16 protein-coding genes are annotated in these 19724 nt (G+C 54.5%); 1 reads left to right on the forward strand and 15 read right to left on the reverse strand.

Annotated elements, in window-relative coordinates; genetic code table 11:
* Window positions 1-44 precede the first annotated feature (44 nt).
* The 10 genes from tolA to mngA all read right to left on the reverse strand — a co-directional run bounded on the left by tolA (window position 45) and on the right by mngA (window position 11508).
* On the reverse strand, window positions 45-1409 hold the full coding sequence (gene tolA / locus ABIE02_RS04820; protein ID WP_032617095.1) for a cell envelope integrity protein TolA: 1365 nt from the start codon (window positions 1407-1409) through the stop codon (window positions 45-47).
* 37 nt (window positions 1410-1446) lie between these two features.
* A complete protein-coding gene (gene tolR / locus ABIE02_RS04825) occupies window positions 1447-1875 on the reverse strand; it encodes a colicin uptake protein TolR (protein WP_032617094.1) in 429 nt (142 codons plus the stop codon).
* A 3-nt stretch (window positions 1876-1878) separates the two neighbouring features.
* Window positions 1879-2571, reverse strand: a complete 693-nt coding sequence (gene tolQ, locus ABIE02_RS04830) for a Tol-Pal system protein TolQ (RefSeq protein WP_071886480.1) — start codon at window positions 2569-2571, stop codon at window positions 1879-1881.
* A complete protein-coding gene (gene ybgC, locus ABIE02_RS04835) occupies window positions 2568-2972 on the reverse strand; it encodes a tol-pal system-associated acyl-CoA thioesterase (protein WP_032617092.1) in 405 nt (134 codons plus the stop codon). The genes tolQ and ybgC overlap by 4 nt, the downstream gene beginning before the upstream one ends.
* Window positions 2973-3120: 148 nt before the next feature.
* Complete coding sequence (ybgE, locus tag ABIE02_RS04840; protein WP_032617091.1) at window positions 3121-3405, reverse strand: cyd operon protein YbgE; 285 nt, start codon at window positions 3403-3405, stop codon at window positions 3121-3123.
* Window positions 3405-3518: a cytochrome bd-I oxidase subunit CydX gene (gene cydX / locus ABIE02_RS04845; RefSeq protein ID WP_003858598.1), complete on the reverse strand. Its 114-nt coding sequence runs from the start codon at window positions 3516-3518 to the stop codon at window positions 3405-3407. The genes ybgE and cydX overlap by 1 nt, the downstream gene beginning before the upstream one ends.
* A 14-nt stretch (window positions 3519-3532) precedes the next feature.
* Window positions 3533-4672, reverse strand: coding sequence for a cytochrome d ubiquinol oxidase subunit II (cydB, locus tag ABIE02_RS04850; RefSeq protein ID WP_032617090.1), 1140 nt, complete (start codon window positions 4670-4672; stop codon window positions 3533-3535).
* Window positions 4673-4687: 15 nt separating this feature from the next.
* Window positions 4688-6256, reverse strand: coding sequence for a cytochrome ubiquinol oxidase subunit I (cydA, locus tag ABIE02_RS04855; RefSeq protein ID WP_032617089.1), 1569 nt, complete (start codon window positions 6254-6256; stop codon window positions 4688-4690).
* A gap of 675 nt (window positions 6257-6931) precedes the next feature.
* Entirely contained in the window at window positions 6932-9568 is a 2637-nt protein-coding gene (gene mngB, locus ABIE02_RS04860; protein WP_336994766.1) for a mannosylglycerate hydrolase, read from the reverse strand.
* 23 nt (window positions 9569-9591) lie between these two features.
* Entirely contained in the window at window positions 9592-11508 is a 1917-nt protein-coding gene (mngA, locus tag ABIE02_RS04865) for a PTS 2-O-a-mannosyl-D-glycerate transporter subunit IIABC (RefSeq protein WP_336994767.1), read from the reverse strand.
* 171 nt (window positions 11509-11679) lie between these two features.
* Between mngA and ABIE02_RS04870 the strand changes: the two genes are divergently transcribed.
* Window positions 11680-12396, forward strand: a complete 717-nt coding sequence (locus tag ABIE02_RS04870; RefSeq protein WP_032617086.1) for a GntR family transcriptional regulator — start codon at window positions 11680-11682, stop codon at window positions 12394-12396.
* An 83-nt stretch (window positions 12397-12479) separates the two neighbouring features.
* Here the strand turns inward: ABIE02_RS04870 and sucD are convergent, their stop codons facing one another.
* The 5 genes from sucD to ABIE02_RS04895 all read right to left on the reverse strand — a co-directional run bounded on the left by sucD (window position 12480) and on the right by ABIE02_RS04895 (window position 19716).
* Window positions 12480-13349, reverse strand: a complete 870-nt coding sequence (gene sucD / locus ABIE02_RS04875; RefSeq protein WP_032617085.1) for a succinate--CoA ligase subunit alpha — start codon at window positions 13347-13349, stop codon at window positions 12480-12482.
* Window positions 13349-14515, reverse strand: a complete 1167-nt coding sequence (gene sucC, locus ABIE02_RS04880) for an ADP-forming succinate--CoA ligase subunit beta (RefSeq protein WP_032617084.1) — start codon at window positions 14513-14515, stop codon at window positions 13349-13351. Before sucC ends, sucD begins: the two co-directional genes overlap by 1 nt.
* Window positions 14516-14602: 87 nt before the next feature.
* On the reverse strand, window positions 14603-15829 hold the full coding sequence (gene odhB / locus ABIE02_RS04885) for a 2-oxoglutarate dehydrogenase complex dihydrolipoyllysine-residue succinyltransferase (protein ID WP_032617083.1): 1227 nt from the start codon (window positions 15827-15829) through the stop codon (window positions 14603-14605).
* Window positions 15830-15843: 14 nt separating this feature from the next.
* Entirely contained in the window at window positions 15844-18651 is a 2808-nt protein-coding gene (gene sucA / locus ABIE02_RS04890; RefSeq protein WP_059308497.1) for a 2-oxoglutarate dehydrogenase E1 component, read from the reverse strand.
* A 348-nt stretch (window positions 18652-18999) separates the two neighbouring features.
* A complete protein-coding gene (locus ABIE02_RS04895; protein WP_032617081.1) occupies window positions 19000-19716 on the reverse strand; it encodes a succinate dehydrogenase iron-sulfur subunit in 717 nt (238 codons plus the stop codon).
* Window positions 19717-19724 lie beyond the last annotated feature (8 nt).

The following is a 19724-nucleotide window of genomic DNA, read 5'->3' on the forward strand; positions in this document are numbered from 1 at the left end:
AGCCTCAAACGTAGACTGTTTTGCTAACTTTAGCGGGAAAATCGCTACAGTTTGAAGTCCAGTTTGGCATCTTTTACTTTTTCATAAACAGCCTGGCTAGGCGGTTTAGGAATTCTGGCAGTTTTTGCCGCCGTCAGGGCAGCCTGACATAAAGCAGGATCACCACCTTCTTCAGTCACGTCCAGCAGCAGACCGTCTGGTGCCAGTTTAATATGTAGCACACAGGACTTACCGGCATACAGATCAGCGCCATATAAGCGGCTCTGAATTGCGTTACGGATTTGCGAAGCATACGCACTAATATCAGCGCCTGACGCGCCACCATTAGCACCACTTGTTCCGCTATCTTTTGCCGGCTGACCGTTACCTTTAGCCCCACCCGATTTCGGCGCATTCTTACCTGAACTCAGATCGCCGAACAGGTCATCAACGTCCGATGCGGCTGCTTTTTCCGCGGCAGCTTTTTTAGCTGCTGCGGCTTTTGCAGCGGCCGCTTTGTCAGCAGCAGCTTTATCGGCAGCGGCTTTCTTCTCTGCAGCGGCTTTTTTATCAGCGGCGGCTTTTTCTGCGGCGGCGGCCTTCTTCTCAGCAGCCGCTTTTTCTGCGGCAGCAGCTTTCTCTGCGGCAGCCTTTTCAGCAGCAGCCTTTTCAGCAGCGGCGGCTTTTTCTGCCGCAGCGGCCTTTTTAGCTGCTTCGGCAGCCGCTTTCTTCTCGGCTTCCTGAGCTGCTTGTTTGGCAGCTTCAGCTTCCGCTTTTTTCTGTGCGTCGGCAGCAGCTTTCTTCGCGGCTTCAGCTTCTGCTTTTTTCTTCGCATCAGCAGCCGCTTTGGCGGCTTCAGCTTCAGCCTGTTTTTGCGCATCGGCAGCGGCTTTTTTCGCGGCTAATGCAGCGGCATCCGCGGCCTGTTTTGCCGCCTCGGCAGCTTGTTTAGCCTGCGCATCGGCCTGCGCTTTGGCATCGGCTGCGGCTTTGGCTGCCGCCTCTTCTGCCTGCTTCTGCTGCTCTTGCGCTTTCTTCGCTGCGGCTTCAGCCTGTTTCTGCTGCTCCGCCTGCTCTTTCGCCGCTTCCTGCGCCTGCAAACGCTCTTTCTCGAGCTGCTTCAGACGTTCCTGCTCGGCGGCCTGCTTTTCACGCAGCTCTTCCGCCTGCTGTTGCGCCTGCTTTTCGCGTTGCTCTTCAGCACGTTTTGCACTCGCCTGCTGTTGTTGCTGGCGGTTATAGTTTTGCACCACCGCGCCGGGATCGACCATCACGGCATCGATGGATGAACCTCCCCCACCGCCGGCAGCGGTATCGAGATGCTCATCGAACGAACTCCAGATCAGTGCTGCAAAAAGAATGACATGCAGCACCGCCGAGATAATGATCGCCCGCTTAAGCTTATCGTTTTGTTCGGTTGCCTTTGACACTATGGGTTCCCAAAAACTCTGTTGTGTACGCAGATGATCAAATAGGCTGCGTCATCAAGCCGACTGACTTAACGCCCGCGCTATGCAACAGGTTCAGCGCCTTTATTATTTCATCGTAAGGCACGTCTTTCGCCCCACCGATTAAGAAGACCGTTTTCGGATTGGACTGCAGACGTCGTTGCGCTTCGGCAATAACCTGCTCCGGCGGCAGTTGATCAAGACGATCTTTTTCAACCACCACGCTGTACTGCCCAACGCCGGATACCTCAATGATGACCGGTGGATCGTCATTGGTGCTTACAGCCTGAGATTCTGTCGCATCCGGTAGATCAACCTCAACGCTCTGGGTGATGATGGGTGCTGTCGCCATAAAGATCAGCAGCAGCACCAGCAGCACGTCCAGCAGCGGTACAATGTTGATTTCGGACTTCAGTTCGCGACGACCCCGTCCACGCTGTCTGGCCATGGTTTACCCCTTGTTGCTCTCGGTGCTGGTAAACGCCTGGCGGTGCAGAATCGCGGTGAACTCTTCCATGAAGTTGTCGTAGTTCAGTTCCAGTTTGTTCACGCGCTGGTTAAGGCGGTTATACGCCATAACGGCAGGAATAGCGGCGAACAGACCGATAGCGGTCGCAATCAACGCTTCTGCGATACCCGGCGCAACCATCTGCAGCGTCGCCTGTTTTACCGCGCCCAGGGCGATAAAGGCATGCATGATCCCCCAGACCGTACCAAACAGACCGATATACGGGCTGATGGAACCCACGGTGCCCAGGAATGGAATGTGCGTTTCCAGCGTTTCCAGTTCACGGTTCATTGAAATGCGCATCGCACGGGATGCCCCTTCAACGACCGCTTCCGGCGCATGGTTGTTAGCGCGGTGCAAACGGGCAAACTCTTTAAAGCCGCTATAGAAAATTTGTTCGGAGCCGGAGAGGGTTTCACGACGCCCCTGGCTTTCCTGATACAAACGGGAGAGTTCAATACCGGACCAGAACTTGTCTTCAAAGGCTTCCGCTTCGCGGCCAGCTGCATTGAGGATACGGGTTCTCTGGATGATGATGGCCCAGGATGCGATTGAAAAACCAATCAAAATCAACATGATAAGTTTAACCAGAAGGCTTGCCTTCAGGAACAAATCAAGGATATTCATGTCAGTCACTGCTTAAACTCCGCGACAATAGACTTAGGAAGCGCACGAGGCTTCATGATGAGTGGATCAACACAGACAATCAGGACTTCAGCTTCGTTCAGTACCGTATTCTCTGCATTGACGATCCGCTGCGTGAAAACCAGTGAGGTTCCGCGCATTGATGTTATTTCTGTTTGGACTTCGAGCATATCGTCGAGTCTGGCAGGCGCAAAATACTCCAGCGTCATCTTGCGTACCACGAAGGCAACTCGCTCCGCCAGCAAGACCTGCTGGCTAAAGTGATGATGGCGCAGCATTTCAGTGCGTGCTCGTTCATAAAAGGCAACGTAGCTGGCATGGTAAACCACACCACCGGCATCCGTATCTTCGTAGTAGACACGAACCGGCCATCGAAACAGCGTTGTATTCACTTTACATCCCGGTAATACAAAAAGAGTTAGAGCTTTTAAACTTCGCTACTATACGCGCGGGAATGGTGCTTTGGAATGGGGGAAAGTAAACGGAGAGTAAATATTTATGGGCCAGGGTAAGCCCATAATATTAACGGATAGTTCTTATTCAGCTGAAAAAGAAAATCAGGCCCACAAGAAGGACCACATCAGCGATCAGGGGGCAGAAGATGCCCTGCCAGAGAACGGCTTTAGGGCGAAAGCCAACGCCGTGGATCACACCGGCGCATACCGCCCACATGATGAGAAAACCGTGCCAGATTTCAAGCTCACTGGTCTTCGCCGCAAAACGCGACGGGTCCCAGAAGATGCAACCCGCCAGCAGTAACGCCATCACTAAGGAAAGCGCCCTGAGCGGGCGCTTGTCCATGATCCCGTAAAGATACGCGATCATCAGTGCTTTTCTTCACCGGCTTTGGTCGCTTCAACGTGCTCAAGCGCCAGGGCGGTAATCACACCAAATGCACAGGCAAGAAGCGTTCCTAAAATCCATGCGAAATACCACATATTCAGCTCCTTCCTTAATACATAGAGTGAGTATTGCTTTCGATATGTTCTTTCGTGATACGACCGTACATTTTCCAGTAACACCAGGTGGTGTAAGCCAGAATAAGCGGGACGAACACGGCAGCCACAAACGTCATCAGGTTCAGCGTCATCTGACTGGAGGTGGAATCCCACATCGTCAGGCTAGCATTCATCATGGTGCTGGATGGCATCACGAACGGGAACATCGCGATACCGGCCGTCAGGATGATGCACGCCAGCGTCAGCGAAGAGAAGACGAATGCCCATGCGCCTTTTTCCATGCGGGAAGTCAGCAGGGTCAGCAGCGGCAGCACCACACCCAGCGCCGGGATAGCCCACAGAACCGGCGTATTATTGAAGTTCACCAGCCAGGCACCAGCCTGACGTGCAACTTCTTTGGTCAGCGGGTTAGACGGCGCAGTATGGTCAATCGCAGAAGTCACCACGTAACCGTCGATACCGAACATCACCCAGACGCCTGCCAGCGCGAAGCCGACCAGAGTTACCAGCGCCGCAATCTGCGAGACGGCGCGAGAGCGCAGGTGCAGTTCACCTACGGTACGCATCTGCAGATAAGTCGCTCCCTGGGTCAGGATCATCGCCACGCTAACCACGCCTGCCAGCAGACCGAACGGGTTCAGCAGCTGGAAGAAGTTACCGGTGTAGTACAGACGCATGTATTCATCGAGGTGGAACGGTACGCCCTGCAGCAGGTTGCCGAACGCCACGCCGATCACCAGCGGCGGCACGAAGCTACCGATGAAGATGCCCCAGTCCCACACATTGCGCCAGCGGGTGTCTTCGATCTTCGAGCGGTAGTCAAAACCGACCGGACGGAAGAACAACGATGCCAGCACCAGGATCATCGCCACATAGAAGCCGGAGAACGCAGCCGCGTAGACCATCGGCCAGGCAGCGAACAGCGCGCCGCCTGCGGTGATCAGCCACACCTGGTTACCGTCCCAGTGCGGGGCGATGGAGTTAATCATAATTCGACGCTCGGTATCATTACGACCGAGGAAGCGGGTGAGCATGCCCACCCCCATGTCGAAACCGTCAGTGACCGCAAAACCAATCAGTAAGATCCCGACCAGCAGCCACCAGATAAAACGCAATACTTCATAATCGATCATTTGACGACTCCTGTCTTAGCGTGCCGGCTGAGAAGCGACGGTGGACTGCTCGTAGTGGTAGCGACCCGTTTTCAGGCTGCTTGGACCAAGGCGCGCAAACTTGAACATCAGGAACAGTTCAGCCACCAGGAACAGGGTGTACAGGCCACAAATCAGCAGCATGGAGAAAATCAGGTCCCCAGGGGTCAGGGATGAGTTCGCCACCGCAGTTGGCAACACCTCACCGATAGCCCATGGCTGACGGCCATATTCCGCAACAAACCAGCCGGATTCGATGGCGATCCACGGCAATGGCATGCCGTACAGCGCAGCACGCAGCAGCCATTTACGCTGGCCGATACGGTTACGAATGACCGACCAGAAGGAGGCGCCAATGATCAACAGCATGATGATGCCGCAGCCAACCATGATACGGAACGCGAAGTACAGCGGCGCAACGCGTGGAATCGAGTCTTTGGTCGCCAGCTGAATCTGCTCTTCCGTCGCGTCAGAGACGTTCGGGGTATAGCGTTTCAGCAGCAGGCCGTAACCAAGGTCTTTTTTCACGTCGTTGAACTGATCGCGAACGGACTGATCGGTAGAGCCGGAACGCAGCTGCTCCAGCAGGGAGTAAGCTTTCATCCCGTTACGGATACGCTCTTCATGCTGCACCAGCAGATCTTTCAGACCGATAACCGGCGTATCCACGGAGCGGGTGGCAATGATGCCCAACGCATAAGGGATCTGAATAGCAAAGTGGTTTTCCTGTGCATCCTGATCGGGAATACCAAACAGGGTGAAGGCTGCCGGAGCCGGTTGGGTTTCCCACTCTGCTTCGATGGCGGCCAGTTTGGTTTTTTGTACGTCTCCCATCTCGTAACCGGATTCATCACCCAGCACGATAACAGAGAGGATAGCTGCCATACCGAAGCTCGCCGCGATGGCGAAGGAGCGCTTCGCAAAGCCGAAGTCACGACCACGCAGCATATAGTAGGCGCTGATGCCCATAATGAACATTGCACCGCAGACATAGCCAGAAGCCACAGTGTGAACGAATTTCACCTGAGCGACCGGGTTCAGCACCAGCTCGGAGAAGCTGACCATCTCCATGCGCATGGTTTCGAAGTTAAAGTCTGACGCGATAGGGTTCTGCATCCAGCCGTTGGCCACCAGGATCCACAGCGCGGACAGGTTAGAGCCTAACGCGACGAGCCAGGTTACCGCCATGTGCTGGACTTTGCCCAGACGATCCCAGCCGAAGAAGAACAGACCTACAAAGGTGGATTCGAGGAAGAAGGCCATCAGACCTTCAATAGCCAGCGGCGCACCGAAGATATCCCCAACATAGTGAGAATAATAAGACCAGTTAGTCCCGAACTGGAACTCCATGGTCAGACCGGTTGCCACGCCCAGTGCAAAGTTGATTCCAAACAACTTGCCCCAGAACTTGGTCATATCTTTATAAATCTGTTTGCCGGAAAGAACGTAGACCGTCTCCATAATGGCCAGCAGGAACGCCATACCGAGCGTCAGTGGCACAAACAGGAAATGGTACATAGCGGTCAAGGCAAACTGTAAGCGCGACAGTTCGACTACATCTAACATCATGACTCCTTGCTCATCGCATGAAGACTTCGAGAGTGAAACCTGTTAGATAAGGATTCACACACATGCCCCAAAACAAATTATTCGCATCCTTATCGTCACGCCTGCCTCTGAAAAGAAAAAAGCGAGAGTGAAAGGTTACAAATAGGTTAAGAAAAAAGAAATTGATCTCGCAAATATAATACGCTGCAAACCCCTTACAATAAACAGGTTTTATTGAATCAGATTTACATTTTTCGACGATGATCAATTTATAGCAAAACTACCACTTTTGGTGCGTTTTGATCGCGAACAATTTAGCGCCTTTTGACGCCTTTTTCCAGGCATTAAACATTGATTTAAATCAAAAACGCGCCTGATTGTTAACGATGTTTAATTGTGGGTTAAATAGTAAAAACCATGTTAATGATATGTATATTCCGAGGTGTTAATGGTTATCGAATTCTGGAAATAATATAAATAAAAGTGATTTTTATTAACGAGGAAGGATGAACCGGTTTTGCTTTAAGAAAAACACCGCCTGTTTATTGCCGCAAAGCGTTATTCATTGCGGGTGTGCAATTTTGCACAATTACATTTAACTTACCTTTATCCACCTTAAAATTAACACCGCGATGTGACTATTTAATGAAACAAAAGGTCACATGCGCTGTGACCTTTTAATTGCTGGAAAGGTTATTTGCCTATTTCGAGACTAAAGGTTCGCGATTGCCCCGGCTGCAAAGCCTCTACAATCTCTTTACCTCCTTGCAGCGGCGCCTTTATCACCTCATTCATGTCCGTTTCGCTGCCCCCTTTGATAGCCCGGCTCATGGAGAATGCGACATCACAGGAGTGGGTCTGAGAAGGGTTGAACACACGAAGAACAAGCTCATCACGATCTTCAGCCTTCTTCAGGGCGCTGAGAACACATCCATTCGGTGCGAGCGTTAACAGGCTATAGTGACCAGGGGTTGTGAACGTGGTGCGGTTCAGCTTCATCGCGTCCCACGGGATTTTGTTATAGCACTGCACGGGGGTAAGCCATGACTTCGCCTGCTGCGCAATACCCGCGCTCACTGGCGAACCGCTAAAACTCAACAGGCTGAAACGGCAACGCATCTCGCCACGCATTTGGGAATCAGGAACAGGCATTTTGATGCCGGATGGCCGGCCCGGACGCAGGAGTAAATCCTCTTTCCCAAGCAGCCCTACCCCGCGAAGTAAAGTCAGGGCAAACGTTTTTTGGCCCTCCCCCACCACTTCAAATTCACGCAGCCCCTCGGTAAACAGCGCCATCCCGTTACGCTTTTCCTGGAGAACTGCGTAATTAAGGAGATTCCAGATTGGCAGCGGCGCTTCCTTCCAGCCCTCCTCCTGCCAGTTTGTCATGGCGTCATCCTGCACAGGGCGCGTCAGCGATCCAAACTGCGTGTCGGATAACACCTCTTCGGTGTTAAACGGCGTGGGGATCAGTACCCGAACCCGGTGGTCGTCGGCCTGATTGTCCAGCCGCACCGCCACGTCGATGCGTCTGCTATTGTGGCTAAGCGTCACCTCAATCTCGGCCTCAAGAGAGCCATGTTGTTGGCGTGCCGAGCGTTCGGCCAGATTCGCCGGAACGGCCATCCGATGCCGGATAACCGCCCTGCTCTGCCAGCCTTCATGAATCACCTCGACGTCATGCTCTCCTTGCGCTGAAGTGAGTCGCCACTCTTCGCGTGAAGGGGAGTAGTCGTACTCATCGCCATCATCAGAACTCTCTTCAATTTCCAGCACCCGGTCATAGACCAGGCCGGACTCTTTGTCGCGCAAACGCAGCGTGCCGTCGCGGTTCAGATCGATTTGCCAGAACGTATTTTCCAGCAACGCCCCGGTAGGTTTTACCGATGGCAGTATCTTACCGGCGACATGCGGCTCAATGTAGAGCGTGCAATAGCCCATCGACGGCAGGATCTGGCGGAACTGAATATCAAATTCCATAAAAGGGTCGTAATTCCCGTAATGCACGATCTGCCGGTCAATCAGTCCGGGGTCGATTTCACGGGCGTGACGGATAAAACTGGGGATCGTATTGCCCTTATCGTCCAGCAAACGGAACTGACTGGCGCGCAGACGGATGGTGGTGTTAACCACTTCTTCACGTGGCCAGGGCATCAGATTGAACATCACCAGCTTGTCTTCATCGCTTTGTGGCATGTTGTCGACAATCTTACGCATATAAAAAAGAGTCAGGTTGTCGGCCATGTCTTCAGCCAGTTCGAACCGGGAGACAATCTCGCGATGAACCTTGTCGCTACAGCAGCAGCCGATGCTGTCGTGGGCATGGTTTTTGAGGATCTCTTTCCACATTTTTTCCAGCAGACCGTGGTGATACTCAAAGCCCAGCGTCCAGGCGAGCGTCGCCAGCGGCTCAAGGATGTTGACGATTTTATTCTCAATGCGGGCGTGGGCAATTTTGATATCCATGCGCGTGGAGCCAATTGTCCGGTGCACACGCATGTATTTGCCGTCGATAAACTCCCCTTTCAGCGTCGCCAGTTCATCACGGTGCGCATCAATGTGCCGGAACACCTCCTCGAACCGGCTCATTACAAATTTACGCTGCGGGTAAATTTCACGAAGCTTATCCATCACCGCGAAAATGTTCTGCTGCAATGGCATCTGGTCATGCCCGTTAGGCAGCAAAATCTCTTGGGTCACAGAGGCGTTTTCCAGCACCTCAAAGTAATTGTCGAGTCGTTTACGTAGCCCGGCTTCGTCCTCCGGTAAGTACTTACCAATTGCGTAACCCAGCGGCAGCACCTGTGCCGTTACTTCGCTGCCGTCCATGCTCTGCCACAGGAATTCGGTTTTATCGGTGCCGTGACGTTCGGAGCAGCCGCGCCAGAACATCGTGCGCGTAATACCGAAACCGTTATAAATGTGGGGGAGCTGCGCGGACATCCCAAAGGAGTCCGGCAGGTAGCCAATTTTCATTGGCTCGCCAAACGCCATGCAGTCACGAATGCCGTACATCAGGTTACGTACAATCGACTCGCCGGAGACGATAGTGGTATCGGTCTGGGTATACCAGGGGCCGATAATCAGCTTACCGGCTTCTACCATCGCCTTTACGCGGGGCCGGTTTTCCGGCTTCACCGCGAAGTAGTCTTCCAACACCGCCGTCTGGCCATCAAGAACGTAATATTTATACTCCTCATCTTGTTCGAGGCGGGTGAGGATCTCCTCCATATTATTGACCAGTAGAATACGTGACGCTTCGGTGGTGAAGTACCACTCACGGTCCCAGTGCATATGTGGCGTGATATGAACGCGAGATACAGCTTTCATCTTCGTTTCCTGTTAGTGAGTGTTTATGGCGTAACGTCTTCAGTGAGGTAGTTGCCCTTCTTCACCGCCTGGCGTCGCCAGAGCAGTAAAATGAGCGTGGAGATGGCGGTGCCCACCAGCGCCGCGCCAAACCAGCCCGCCGCAGCGGTCATGCCGCCCATGCCAGCATCATGAAGTAAAAAGAGGGAGAAAATGCCTGCCCCCGGCGTGGACAAACCAATGCCCATCGCGCCCACAATCGCGCCCGTTGCCATCGAGCCGAGAACAAACGAGCCAATCACCCGCAGCGGATCTTCGATCGCCATCGGAATCGCCCCTTCGGTGATACCCGCCAGCCCCAGCAGCCACGTTGATTTGCCGGTTTCAATTTCAAACTGCTTAAAGAGATGCGGGGCCAGCATTGTTGACGCGGTAACGGTAAAGGCCGACACCATTTTGACGGAGGCAAAAATCGCATAGGGACCGTACACGCCGTTCGCCATTGCCCCCAGGCAGAACGCATAAGAGGCTTTGTTGACCGGCCCACCCAAATCGAATGAGCACATAAACCCGAGGATCGCCCCCAGGAGCAGGGCATTTGCGCCGGAAAGACCGTTAAGCCAGGCGGTGAGCGTGTTATTAAGCCAGGCCACCGGTTCGCCGATGACAAACAGCATCAGGCTGCCCGCGCCCAGCACACCAATGACCGGATAGAGATAAAAGGTTAGAAAGCCGTTGAAGCGGCTGCTCAGGCGGATGTGACTTTTCACCCAGCGCATCAGGTAGCCCGCAATCAGCCCACCGATGATCGCGCCCAGAAAACCGGAGCCAATCATATTGGCTGCAAGACCGGCCGCAAAGCCCGGCGTCAGGGCGGGTTTATCTGCCAGCGAGTAAGCGGTATAGGCCGCAAGGACAGGCACCATCAGGATGCCAAGCATGCCGCCGCCGAGCTTGCGATACATCCACAGCCACGAGTTTTCCTGGTCGAACAGGTGCTGCAGGCCCAGGATTTGCGCCAGCAGTACCGACACGGCCAGCACCGTACCGCCGGCAACGATCAGCGGCACCGCAAAAGAGATACCGCTAAGGAGCGCCTGCTTGAGCTCGGTTTTAACGCTCTTTTTCGTTTCGGTATCGCCATGCGCATGACGCGCATCGGTTGAGGGCTTGAGCGCCAACGCGCGCTCGATGAGTGCTTCAGCATGGCGCAGCGGTTCCGCAACCGGTACGGAAATGGCGGGGATCCCCTGAAAACGCTCATGCTCTTTGATGGCCACCTCCGCCGCAAAGATGCACGCTTTGGCCTCCTGTAACTGCTGCGCGGTGAGACGCCCCTCAATGCCGTTCGCCCCCTGCTTCTCGACCACCACGTTGACGCCGAGCTTCCGCCCTGCTTTTTCCAGGTATTCAGCCGCCATATAGGTATGGGCGATCCCCGCTGGACAGGCGGTCACACAGACCACGGTTGGCGCATCCACCAACGCTGTAGCCTCTTCTGCCTGGGGGACATCGTCCAGCGCAGCCAGCAGAGCATCTGCCGTGGTAGCTGCCATCACTCTTGCTCGCAGGGCATCATCAGCCAGTCTGGACGTCAGCTCCGTCAACAGCTGAATATGCGTTGAACCTGCTTCGGCAGGCGGAATGGCGAGCAGGAAAATTAGCTCTATGTCCTCCGGGCCATCCACGCCCTCCCATGTAAGCGGCGTGCTTAAGGTGGCTACGGCGAAGGCCGCCTCTTTCACGGCAGACGATTTGCCATGGGGCACCGCCAGTCCTTCGCCCAACGCGGTGGGGCCAAGCGATTCACGTTGCAGCACTTCTGTTAAAAATGCCTCCCCGTCGGTAATTTTGCCCAAATCCAGTAGCCGCAGGGTGAGCTGGCGTATGGCTTCATCGCGGCTGGCATAGTGCGCCTGCACGCAGATGGCGTTGGGGTGGGTCAGGGTCGTCAGGTTCATCAAGATCCTCACATGGATGTTGTTATTGTCTGCGGGGAATTGTGGCAGACCAAATAATACATTTATGTGATCACTTTCACTAACGACGATAATTTGTATCTAACTTGTATTATTTACAATTTAGATGCTGAAGGCATAATTCGATGAAAAGGTATTAAACGGGCACTGCAAATGGGTAATAAACCGATGTACCGGCAGATAGCCGATGCGCTACGTGAAAAAATTAACACCGGTGTTTTACAGCCTGGAGACGCGTTGCCAACGGAATCCACGCTACAGGAGGCGTTCAGCGTCAGCCGGGTGACGGTTCGCCAGGCGCTAAAACTGCTGACCGAAGAGCAGATTATTGAAAGCATTCAGGGCAGCGGCTCTTACGTCAAAGAAGAGCGCGTCAATTATGATATCTACCAGCTCACCGGCTTTTACGAGAAGCTCGCCGACAGAAACGTGGATACGCATAGCGATGTAAAAATTTTTGAAGTGGTAAAAGCCGACACCAAGCTGGCAGAAAAACTGGATATCAATCCCGATGACAACGTCTGGCATGTCAAACGGGTGCGCTTTATTAAGCGAAAACCGGTGAATCTGGAAGAAACTTGGATGCCGCTGGCCATGTTCTCTGACCTCACCTGGGAAGTGATGGAAAACTCCAAATATCACTACATCGAGCAGATTAAAAAGATGACGATCGATCGCAGCGAGCAGGAGCTGGTGCCGATCATGCCATCGCAGGAGGCGATCGCCGCGCTGGCGCTCGATCCGGCAAAACCGATCCTGGAAAAGGTGTCGCGCGGATTTTTAAAAGACGGTCGCGTGTTTGAATACAGCCGCAACGTGTTTAACAGCGACGATTATAAATTCACGCTGGTTGCCAAACGCAGGCAATAAAAAAGGCCGCTGTGTAGCGGCCAACCATGTCGAAACAGACATTTTATTATGTCAAAGCTCCCCACTCGGGGAGCAGAGAGGATTTACTTGATGATGGACTTCAGCGCTTCGCCGATGTCAGCCAGGCTGCGAACGGTTTTCACGCCTGCTGCTTCCAGCGCCGCGAATTTCTCATCCGCAGTACCTTTGCCGCCCGCGATGATGGCGCCCGCGTGGCCCATACGCTTGCCTTTCGGCGCAGTCACACCCGCGATGTAGCCAACAACTGGCTTAGTCACGTGGTCTTTGATGTAAGCAGCCGCTTCTTCTTCCGCGCTGCCGCCGATTTCACCGATCATCACGATCGCTTCAGTCTGCGGGTCTTCCTGGAACAGCTTCAGGATGTCGATGAAGTTAGAACCCGGGATTGGGTCACCGCCGATGCCCACACAGGTGGACTGGCCGAAACCGTAGTCGGTGGTCTGCTTAACCGCTTCATAGGTCAGCGTACCAGAGCGGGAAACGATACCCACTTTGCCTGGCTTGTGAATGTGGCCCGGCATGATGCCGATTTTGCATTCGCCTGGGGTGATCACGCCCGGGCAGTTTGGCCCGATCATGCGCACGCCGGCTTCGTCCAGCTTCACTTTCACAGTCAGCATATCCAGGGTCGGGATGCCTTCGGTGATGGTGATGATCAGTTTGATGCCTGCGTCGATGGCTTCCAGAATGGAGTCTTTGCAGAACGGCGCCGGAACGTAGATCACGGTGGCGGTTGCGCCGGTCGCTTCTACCGCTTCACGTACGGTGTTGAACACCGGCAGGCCCAGGTGGGTGGTGCCGCCTTTACCTGGCGTCACGCCGCCAACCATCTGCGTACCGTAGGCAATCGCCTGCTCAGAGTGGAATGAACCCTGGCTACCGGTGAAGCCCTGGCAGATGACTTTGGTATCTTTATTAATTAAAACGGACATTATTTCCCCTCCACTGCGGCAACTACCTGCTGAGCGGCATCCGTCAGACTTTTCGCTGCAATAATATTCAGGCCGCTGTCAGCCAGTTTTTTCGCGCCGAGTTCAGCGTTGTTCCCTTCCAGACGCACAACCACCGGGACGTTCACGCCCACTTCTTCTACCGCACCGATGATGCCGTCAGCGATCAGGTCGCAACGTACGATGCCGCCGAAGATGTTCACCAGAACCGCTTTCACGTTGTCGTCAGAGAGGATGATTTTGAAGGCTTCGGTCACGCGCTCTTTGGTTGCGCCGCCGCCCACATCGAGGAAGTTTGCCGGCTCGCCGCCGTGCAGCTTAACGATGTCCATGGTGCCCATTGCCAGGCCCGCACCGTTAACCATGCAACCGATGTTGCCATCGAGTGCCACGTAGTTCAGTTCCCACTGTGCAGCCTGCGCTTCACGTGGATCTTCCTGAGACTGGTCGCGCATTTCGCGCAGATCCGCCTGGCGGAAGAGTGCGTTGCCGTCAGCGCCCAGTTTGCCGTCGAGGCAGATCAGATCGCCCTGTTTGGTGATAACCAGCGGGTTGATTTCGATCAGCGCCAGGTCGCGCTCCAGGAAGATGGTCGCCAGGCCCATGAAGATCTTGGTGAATTGCTGCACCAGTTTGCCTTCCAGACCCAGTTTGAATGCCAGCTCACGTCCCTGGTAAGGCATTGGGCCTGCCAGCGGATCGATAGCGACTTTGTGGATCAGGTGCGGGGTCTCTTCCGCTACTTTCTCGATTTCCACGCCGCCTTCGGTAGAGGCCATAAACACCACGCGACGGGAGCTACGGTCTACCACTGCGCCGAGGTACAATTCTTTTGCAATGTCGGTCGCCGCTTCAACCAGGATCTGGTTAACCGGCTGGCCGCCTGCGTCTGTCTGGTAGGTCACCAGACGTTTGCCGAGCCAATGTTCAGCAAAGGCGCGGATCTCTTCTTTACTGTTAACAACTTTCACACCGCCCGCTTTACCGCGGCCGCCAGCGTGAACCTGACATTTCACTACCCAAGGACCGGCGCCGATTTTAGATGCGGCTTCTTCTGCTTCACGAGGGGTATTGCAGGCATAACCCACCGGAGCCGGCAAGCCATACCGGGCAAACAGCTGTTTTGCCTGATATTCATGTAAGTTCATGTGTTCTATCCATCCTTCAGGGTAATCGTTAGGTCATGCTTTTGTAGGCCCGGCAGTCAAAGTGCCGCCGGGCAGTACGGCTAAAAACTAAACGTCCAGCAGCAGACGGGTTGGATCTTCCAGCAGCTCTTTAATCGCCACCAGGAAGCCCACAGACTCGCGGCCGTCGATCAGACGGTGATCGTAGGAGAGCGCCAGGTACATCATCGGCAGGATCTCGACTTTACCGTCAACCGCCATAGGACGATCTTTGATGGCATGCATGCCCAGGATCGCGCTCTGTGGTGGGTTGATGATCGGGGTAGACATCAGCGAGCCGAATACGCCGCCGTTGGTAATGGTGAAGTTACCGCCGGTCAGGTCTTCTACGGTCAGCTTGCCGTCACGGCCTTTCACGGCCAGTTCTTTGATTTTCTTCTCGATGTCAGCCATGCCCAGGGTGTCTACATCACGCAGAACCGGGGTCACCAGGCCACGCGGGGTAGAAACGGCCATGCTGACATCGAAGTAGTTGTGATAAACCACATCATCGCCATCGATGGAGGCGTTCACTTCCGGGAAGCGTTTCAGGGCTTCAACAACGGCTTTCACGTAGAAGGACATAAAGCCCAGACGGATACCGTGACGTTTTTCAAACGCGTCACCGTACTGCTTACGCAGGTCCATGATTGGCTTCATGTTCACTTCGTTGAAGGTGGTCAGCATCGCGGTGGAGTTTTTCGCTTCCAGCAGACGCTCGGCCACGCGCTTACGCAGGCGAGTCATCGGCACGCGTTTTTCGCTGCGAGCGCCCAGTGCAGGCTGTGCTGCTGGTGCGGCTGCCGGTGCTTTCGCTTCTGCTTTTGCGTCAGAAGGCGCTTTCGCCAGGTGTTTTTCAATGTCTTCACGGGTCAGACGACCACCCACACCGGTGCCTTTAATGGCAGCCGCGTCGAGAGTGTGCTCTGCCAGCAGGCGACGGATCGCCGGGCTGAGTGCGTCGTTCGTCTGCTCTTCCAGAGAAGCCTGTTGGCGCTGGGCCGGTGTAGAGGCTTTTTCTTCAGATTTGGCGCTGGACTCTTTGCCCGCGCTGTTGCCTTCACGCAGGCGACCCAGCAGCTGACGAGAGGTCACGGTCGTGCCTTCATCTTCCAGCACTGCATCCAGAATGCCGTCCGCTGAAGCCGGTACTTCCAGTACCACTTTGTCAGTTTCGATTTCTACCAGCACTTCATCGCGTTTTACCGCGTCGCCTGGTTTTTTATGCCAGGTTGCAACGGTCGCATCAGCGACGGATTCAGGCAGGTCGGGAACAAGAATATCTACGCTACTCATTATTTATCCTTTAATTAATCGACGTTCAGCGCGTCATTAACCAGATCTTGTTGCTGCTTCTGGTGAACGGACATATACCCTACTGCCGGAGAGGCAGAGGCCGGGCGACCTGCGTAACGCAGAGCAGACCCAAATGGAATCACTTCACGGAAATGATGCTGGCTGCAGTACCATGCGCCCTGGTTGAGCGGCTCTTCCTGGCACCAGACAAAATCATGTACGTGAGCATAAGGTTTTAACGCTTCCTGCATCGCCTGATGCGGGAACGGATAAAGCTGTTCGATACGCACGATGGCGACATCTTTCTGATCGTTCTTACGGCGCTGTTCCAGCAGGTCGTAATAAACCTTACCAGAACACATCACGACGCGCTTAACGCCCTGCGGATCCAGGTCGTCAATTTCACCGATGGCCGGCAGGAAAGTGCCATTTGCCAGTTCATCCAGTGAAGAGACCGCCAGCGGGTGACGCAGCAGCGATTTCGGCGACATCACCACCAGCGGACGACGCATCCCGCGCAGCGCCTGACGACGCAGCATGTGGTAGACCTGAGCCGGGGTAGACGGCACGCAGACCTGCATGTTCTGCTCGGCGCAGAGTTGCAGATAACGCTCCAGACGCGCGGAGGAGTGCTCCGGGCCTTGCCCTTCGTAACCGTGCGGCAGCAGCATCACCAGGCCACACATACGGCCCCACTTCTGCTCGCCGGAGCTGATGAACTGGTCGATAACGACCTGCGCACCGTTGGCGAAGTCACCGAACTGCGCTTCCCAGATGGTCAGGGTGCGTGGTTCAGCAGTGGCGTAACCGTATTCAAACGCCAGAACCGCTTCTTCAGAGAGCACGGAGTCCCAGACCTTGAACTGGCCCTGACCGTTATGCACGTGCTGCAGCGGGGTGTAGGTGGAACCGTTAGTCTGGTTATGGATCACCGCATGGCGGTGGAAGAAGGTGCCGCGGCCCGCATCTTCACCGGACAGACGCACAGGAATACCTTCGTCAACCAGGGTCGCGTAGGCCAGGTTCTCTGCACCGCCCCAGTCGAACAGCTTCTCACCTGACGCCATTGACTGACGGTCAGCGTAGATCTTCTGCACGCGGGACTGCATTTCGATAGCTTCTGGTACGGTGCTGATGCGTTTTGCCAGCTCCTGCAGACGCTTCATCTCGACCTTGTTCGGGTAGCTCTCATCCCACTCGTGGTTGAGGTACGGCGACCAGGTGAAGGAGTGCATGTTCATTGGACGCAGCTCTTTCACCACGCATTCGCCCGCATCCAGCGCATCGCGGTAGAGGTTGACCATCTCGGTCGCATCTTCCAGCGTCACAACCTTGTCCGCTTCCAGCTTGTCAGCGTAGATTTTGCGCGGGGTCGGATGCTTTTTGATTTTCTGGTACATCAGCGGCTGGGTTGCGCTTGGCTCATCTGCTTCGTTATGGCCATGACGGCGGTAGCAGAACAGGTCGATCAGCACATCGCGTTTAAAGGTATTACGGAAGTCCAGCGCCAGACGGGTCACGAAAGCAACGGCTTCCGGGTCATCCGCGTTCACGTGGAAAATTGGCGCCTGAACCATCTTGCCGATGTCGGTGCAGTATGGGGTAGAACGCGCATCCAGTGGGTTAGAGGTGGTGAAGCCCACCTGGTTGTTGATCACGATGCGAACGGTACCGCCCACTTCGTAACCACGCGCTTTAGACATGTTCAGGGTTTCCTGAACCACGCCCTGACCGGTAATGGCCGCATCGCCGTGAATGGTAATTGGCAGCACTTTGTTGCTGCTCGGCTCGTCCAGACGATCCAGACGGGCGCGCACGGAACCGATAACCACCGGGCTAACGATCTCAAGGTGCGACGGGTTGAACGCCAGCGCCATGTGAACCAGGCCGCCGTTGGTTTCGATATCTGATGAGAAGCCCATGTGGTACTTCACGTCACCGGTACCGAGGTGTTCTTTATGTTTGCCTGCGAATTCGTCGAACAGATCCTGTGGTTTTTTACCCAGCACGTTGATCAGTACGTTCAGACGACCACGGTGGGCCATGCCCAGTACCACTTCGCGGGTGCCGCTATTACCTGCATGGCGGATCAGCTCTTTCAGCATTGGCACCAGCGCATCGCCGCCTTCCAGCGAGAAGCGTTTTGCACCCGGGAATTTGGCACCGAGGTAGCGCTCCAGCCCTTCTGCTGCGGTCAGTTCGCTAAGGAAGCGTTTTTTCTCTTCCGCATTGAAGGTGGATTTACCGGCAACCGATTCAATACGCTGCTGGATCCAGCGTTTTTCTTCGGTGGAGGTGATGTGCATATATTCCGCACCGATGGAGCCGCAGTAGGTTTGCTTCAGCGCCTCCAGCAGATCGCCCAGCTTCATCGTGTCTTTGCCGATAGCGAAAGAACCCACGTTAAAGGTTTCCTGGAAATCAGCTTCGGTCAGATCGTGATAAGCCGGGTCGAGATCTGCCACACGCTCCTGCTGCCACAGTCCCAGCGGATCCAGATTCGCATGCTGGTGGCCACGGAAACGGTAGGCGTTAATCAGCTGCAGGACTTTAACCTGCTTTGCATTGGTGTCAGGATCGGAGATGGCGGAAGAGTAACGTGAGGCATCCTTCGCCAGACGACGGAAATAATCACGTGTTTTGGAATGAAATTGATCCGGTTTGACTCCTGTTCCAGGTAACTGCTGGAACATCGAACGCCAGTTAGCGTCCACTGAGTCAGGGTCGGTTAAGAAGTCTTCATAGAGCTGTTCAATCCAGCTCTGGTTCGCACCAGAGAGGAATGAAGAGTCCAGCCAGGCTTTCATTGCGCCGTTCTGCATCGTGATCCCTTAAGCATTTTTATGCTTACTTTCGCCGTAGAAACTACCACGCACACCACGTGTACGTGCCGGGGTTCACCTGCGAGCTCTTTTCATTTGGCTCGCGAAGGAACCTTTAGAAACTGTCTAAATAATCTTCGTCGTTCCGGCTGCGATTGCGTTGCGGCTTTCACTCACCCCATTCACATAGTCACTATGCTATGGGGATTCATTCAACCGCGCCTTGTCTCGCGCTGAACGTCTCGATTATTTATTCATCTGGCAGTTTTTAAAGGTTTCTGCAATCTATCCCCTCTCCCCTGTGGGGAGAGGGTTAGGGTGAGGGGAACCGCGTTCCCCTCTTATGACTTACGCACTGCGCTGCAGCAGCATCGACTTGATGTGGCCGATAGCGCGCGTCGGGTTCAGCCCCTTAGGACATACACTGACGCAGTTCATGATGCTGTGGCAGCGGAATACGCTGAAAGCGTCACTCAGCCCTTCCAGGCGGTTGTCGGTTTCGGTATCACGGCTGTCAATCAGGAAGCGGTATGCTGCCAGCAGGCCAGCCGGGCCGATAAACTTGTCCGGGTTCCACCAGAACGACGGGCAAGAGGTCGAACAACATGCACAGAGAATACACTCATACAGGCCATCGAGTTTTTCACGCTGCTCTGGCGACTGTAAATGCTCGCGAGCGGGTGGATTTTGCCCATTATTCAATAAGTAAGGCTTAATCTTCTCATATTGTGCATAGAATTGCCCCATGTCCACCACCAAATCACGAACAACCGGCAGACCTGGCAGAGGCCGGATCACAATCTTCTGTCCCGCACGCTGTAGCGCAGAGATAGGGGTGATGCAGGCCAGACCGTTTTTGCCGTTCATGTTCAGGCCGTCGGAGCCACACACGCCTTCACGGCAGGAACGACGGAATGACAGTGTCGGATCTTTTTCTTTCAGCTGCATTAACGCATCAAGCAGCATCATGTCCCGGCCTTCTTCCGCTTCCAGGGTGTAATCCTGCATATGCGGAGCGTCATCAACATCCGGGTTATAACGATAAACTGAGAATTCGAGTTTCATTGTCCTGT

This window comes from Leclercia sp. 1548 (genome assembly GCF_050435045.1).
In the GTDB taxonomy this organism is placed as follows: Bacteria; Pseudomonadota; Gammaproteobacteria; order Enterobacterales; family Enterobacteriaceae; genus Enterobacter; species Enterobacter adecarboxylatus.

What these genes read in the sequence shown, in the direction of transcription:
- tolR (WP_032617094.1), bottom strand. Translation starts at nt 1,875, where the DNA reads ATGGCCAGACAGCGTGGACGGGGTCGTCGCGAACTGAAGTCCGAAATC.
- ybgE (WP_032617091.1), bottom strand. Translation starts at nt 3,405, where the DNA reads ATGATCGCGTATCTTTACGGGATCATGGACAAGCGCCCGCTCAGGGCG.
- cydX (WP_003858598.1), bottom strand. Translation starts at nt 3,518, where the DNA reads ATGTGGTATTTCGCATGGATTTTAGGAACGCTTCTTGCCTGTGCATTT.
- cydB (WP_032617090.1), bottom strand. Translation starts at nt 4,672, where the DNA reads ATGATCGATTATGAAGTATTGCGTTTTATCTGGTGGCTGCTGGTCGGG.
- cydA (WP_032617089.1), bottom strand. Translation starts at nt 6,256, where the DNA reads ATGTTAGATGTAGTCGAACTGTCGCGCTTACAGTTTGCCTTGACCGCT.
- mngB (WP_336994766.1), bottom strand. Translation starts at nt 9,568, where the DNA reads ATGAAAGCTGTATCTCGCGTTCATATCACGCCACATATGCACTGGGAC.
- mngA (WP_336994767.1), bottom strand. Translation starts at nt 11,508, where the DNA reads ATGAACCTGACGACCCTGACCCACCCCAACGCCATCTGCGTGCAGGCG.
- ABIE02_RS04870 (WP_032617086.1), top strand. Translation starts at nt 11,680, where the DNA reads ATGGGTAATAAACCGATGTACCGGCAGATAGCCGATGCGCTACGTGAA.
- sucD (WP_032617085.1), bottom strand. Translation starts at nt 13,349, where the DNA reads ATGTCCGTTTTAATTAATAAAGATACCAAAGTCATCTGCCAGGGCTTC.
- sucC (WP_032617084.1), bottom strand. Translation starts at nt 14,515, where the DNA reads ATGAACTTACATGAATATCAGGCAAAACAGCTGTTTGCCCGGTATGGC.
- odhB (WP_032617083.1), bottom strand. Translation starts at nt 15,829, where the DNA reads ATGAGTAGCGTAGATATTCTTGTTCCCGACCTGCCTGAATCCGTCGCT.
- sucA (WP_059308497.1), bottom strand. Translation starts at nt 18,651, where the DNA reads ATGCAGAACGGCGCAATGAAAGCCTGGCTGGACTCTTCATTCCTCTCT.
- ABIE02_RS04895 (WP_032617081.1), bottom strand. Translation starts at nt 19,716, where the DNA reads ATGAAACTCGAATTCTCAGTTTATCGTTATAACCCGGATGTTGATGAC.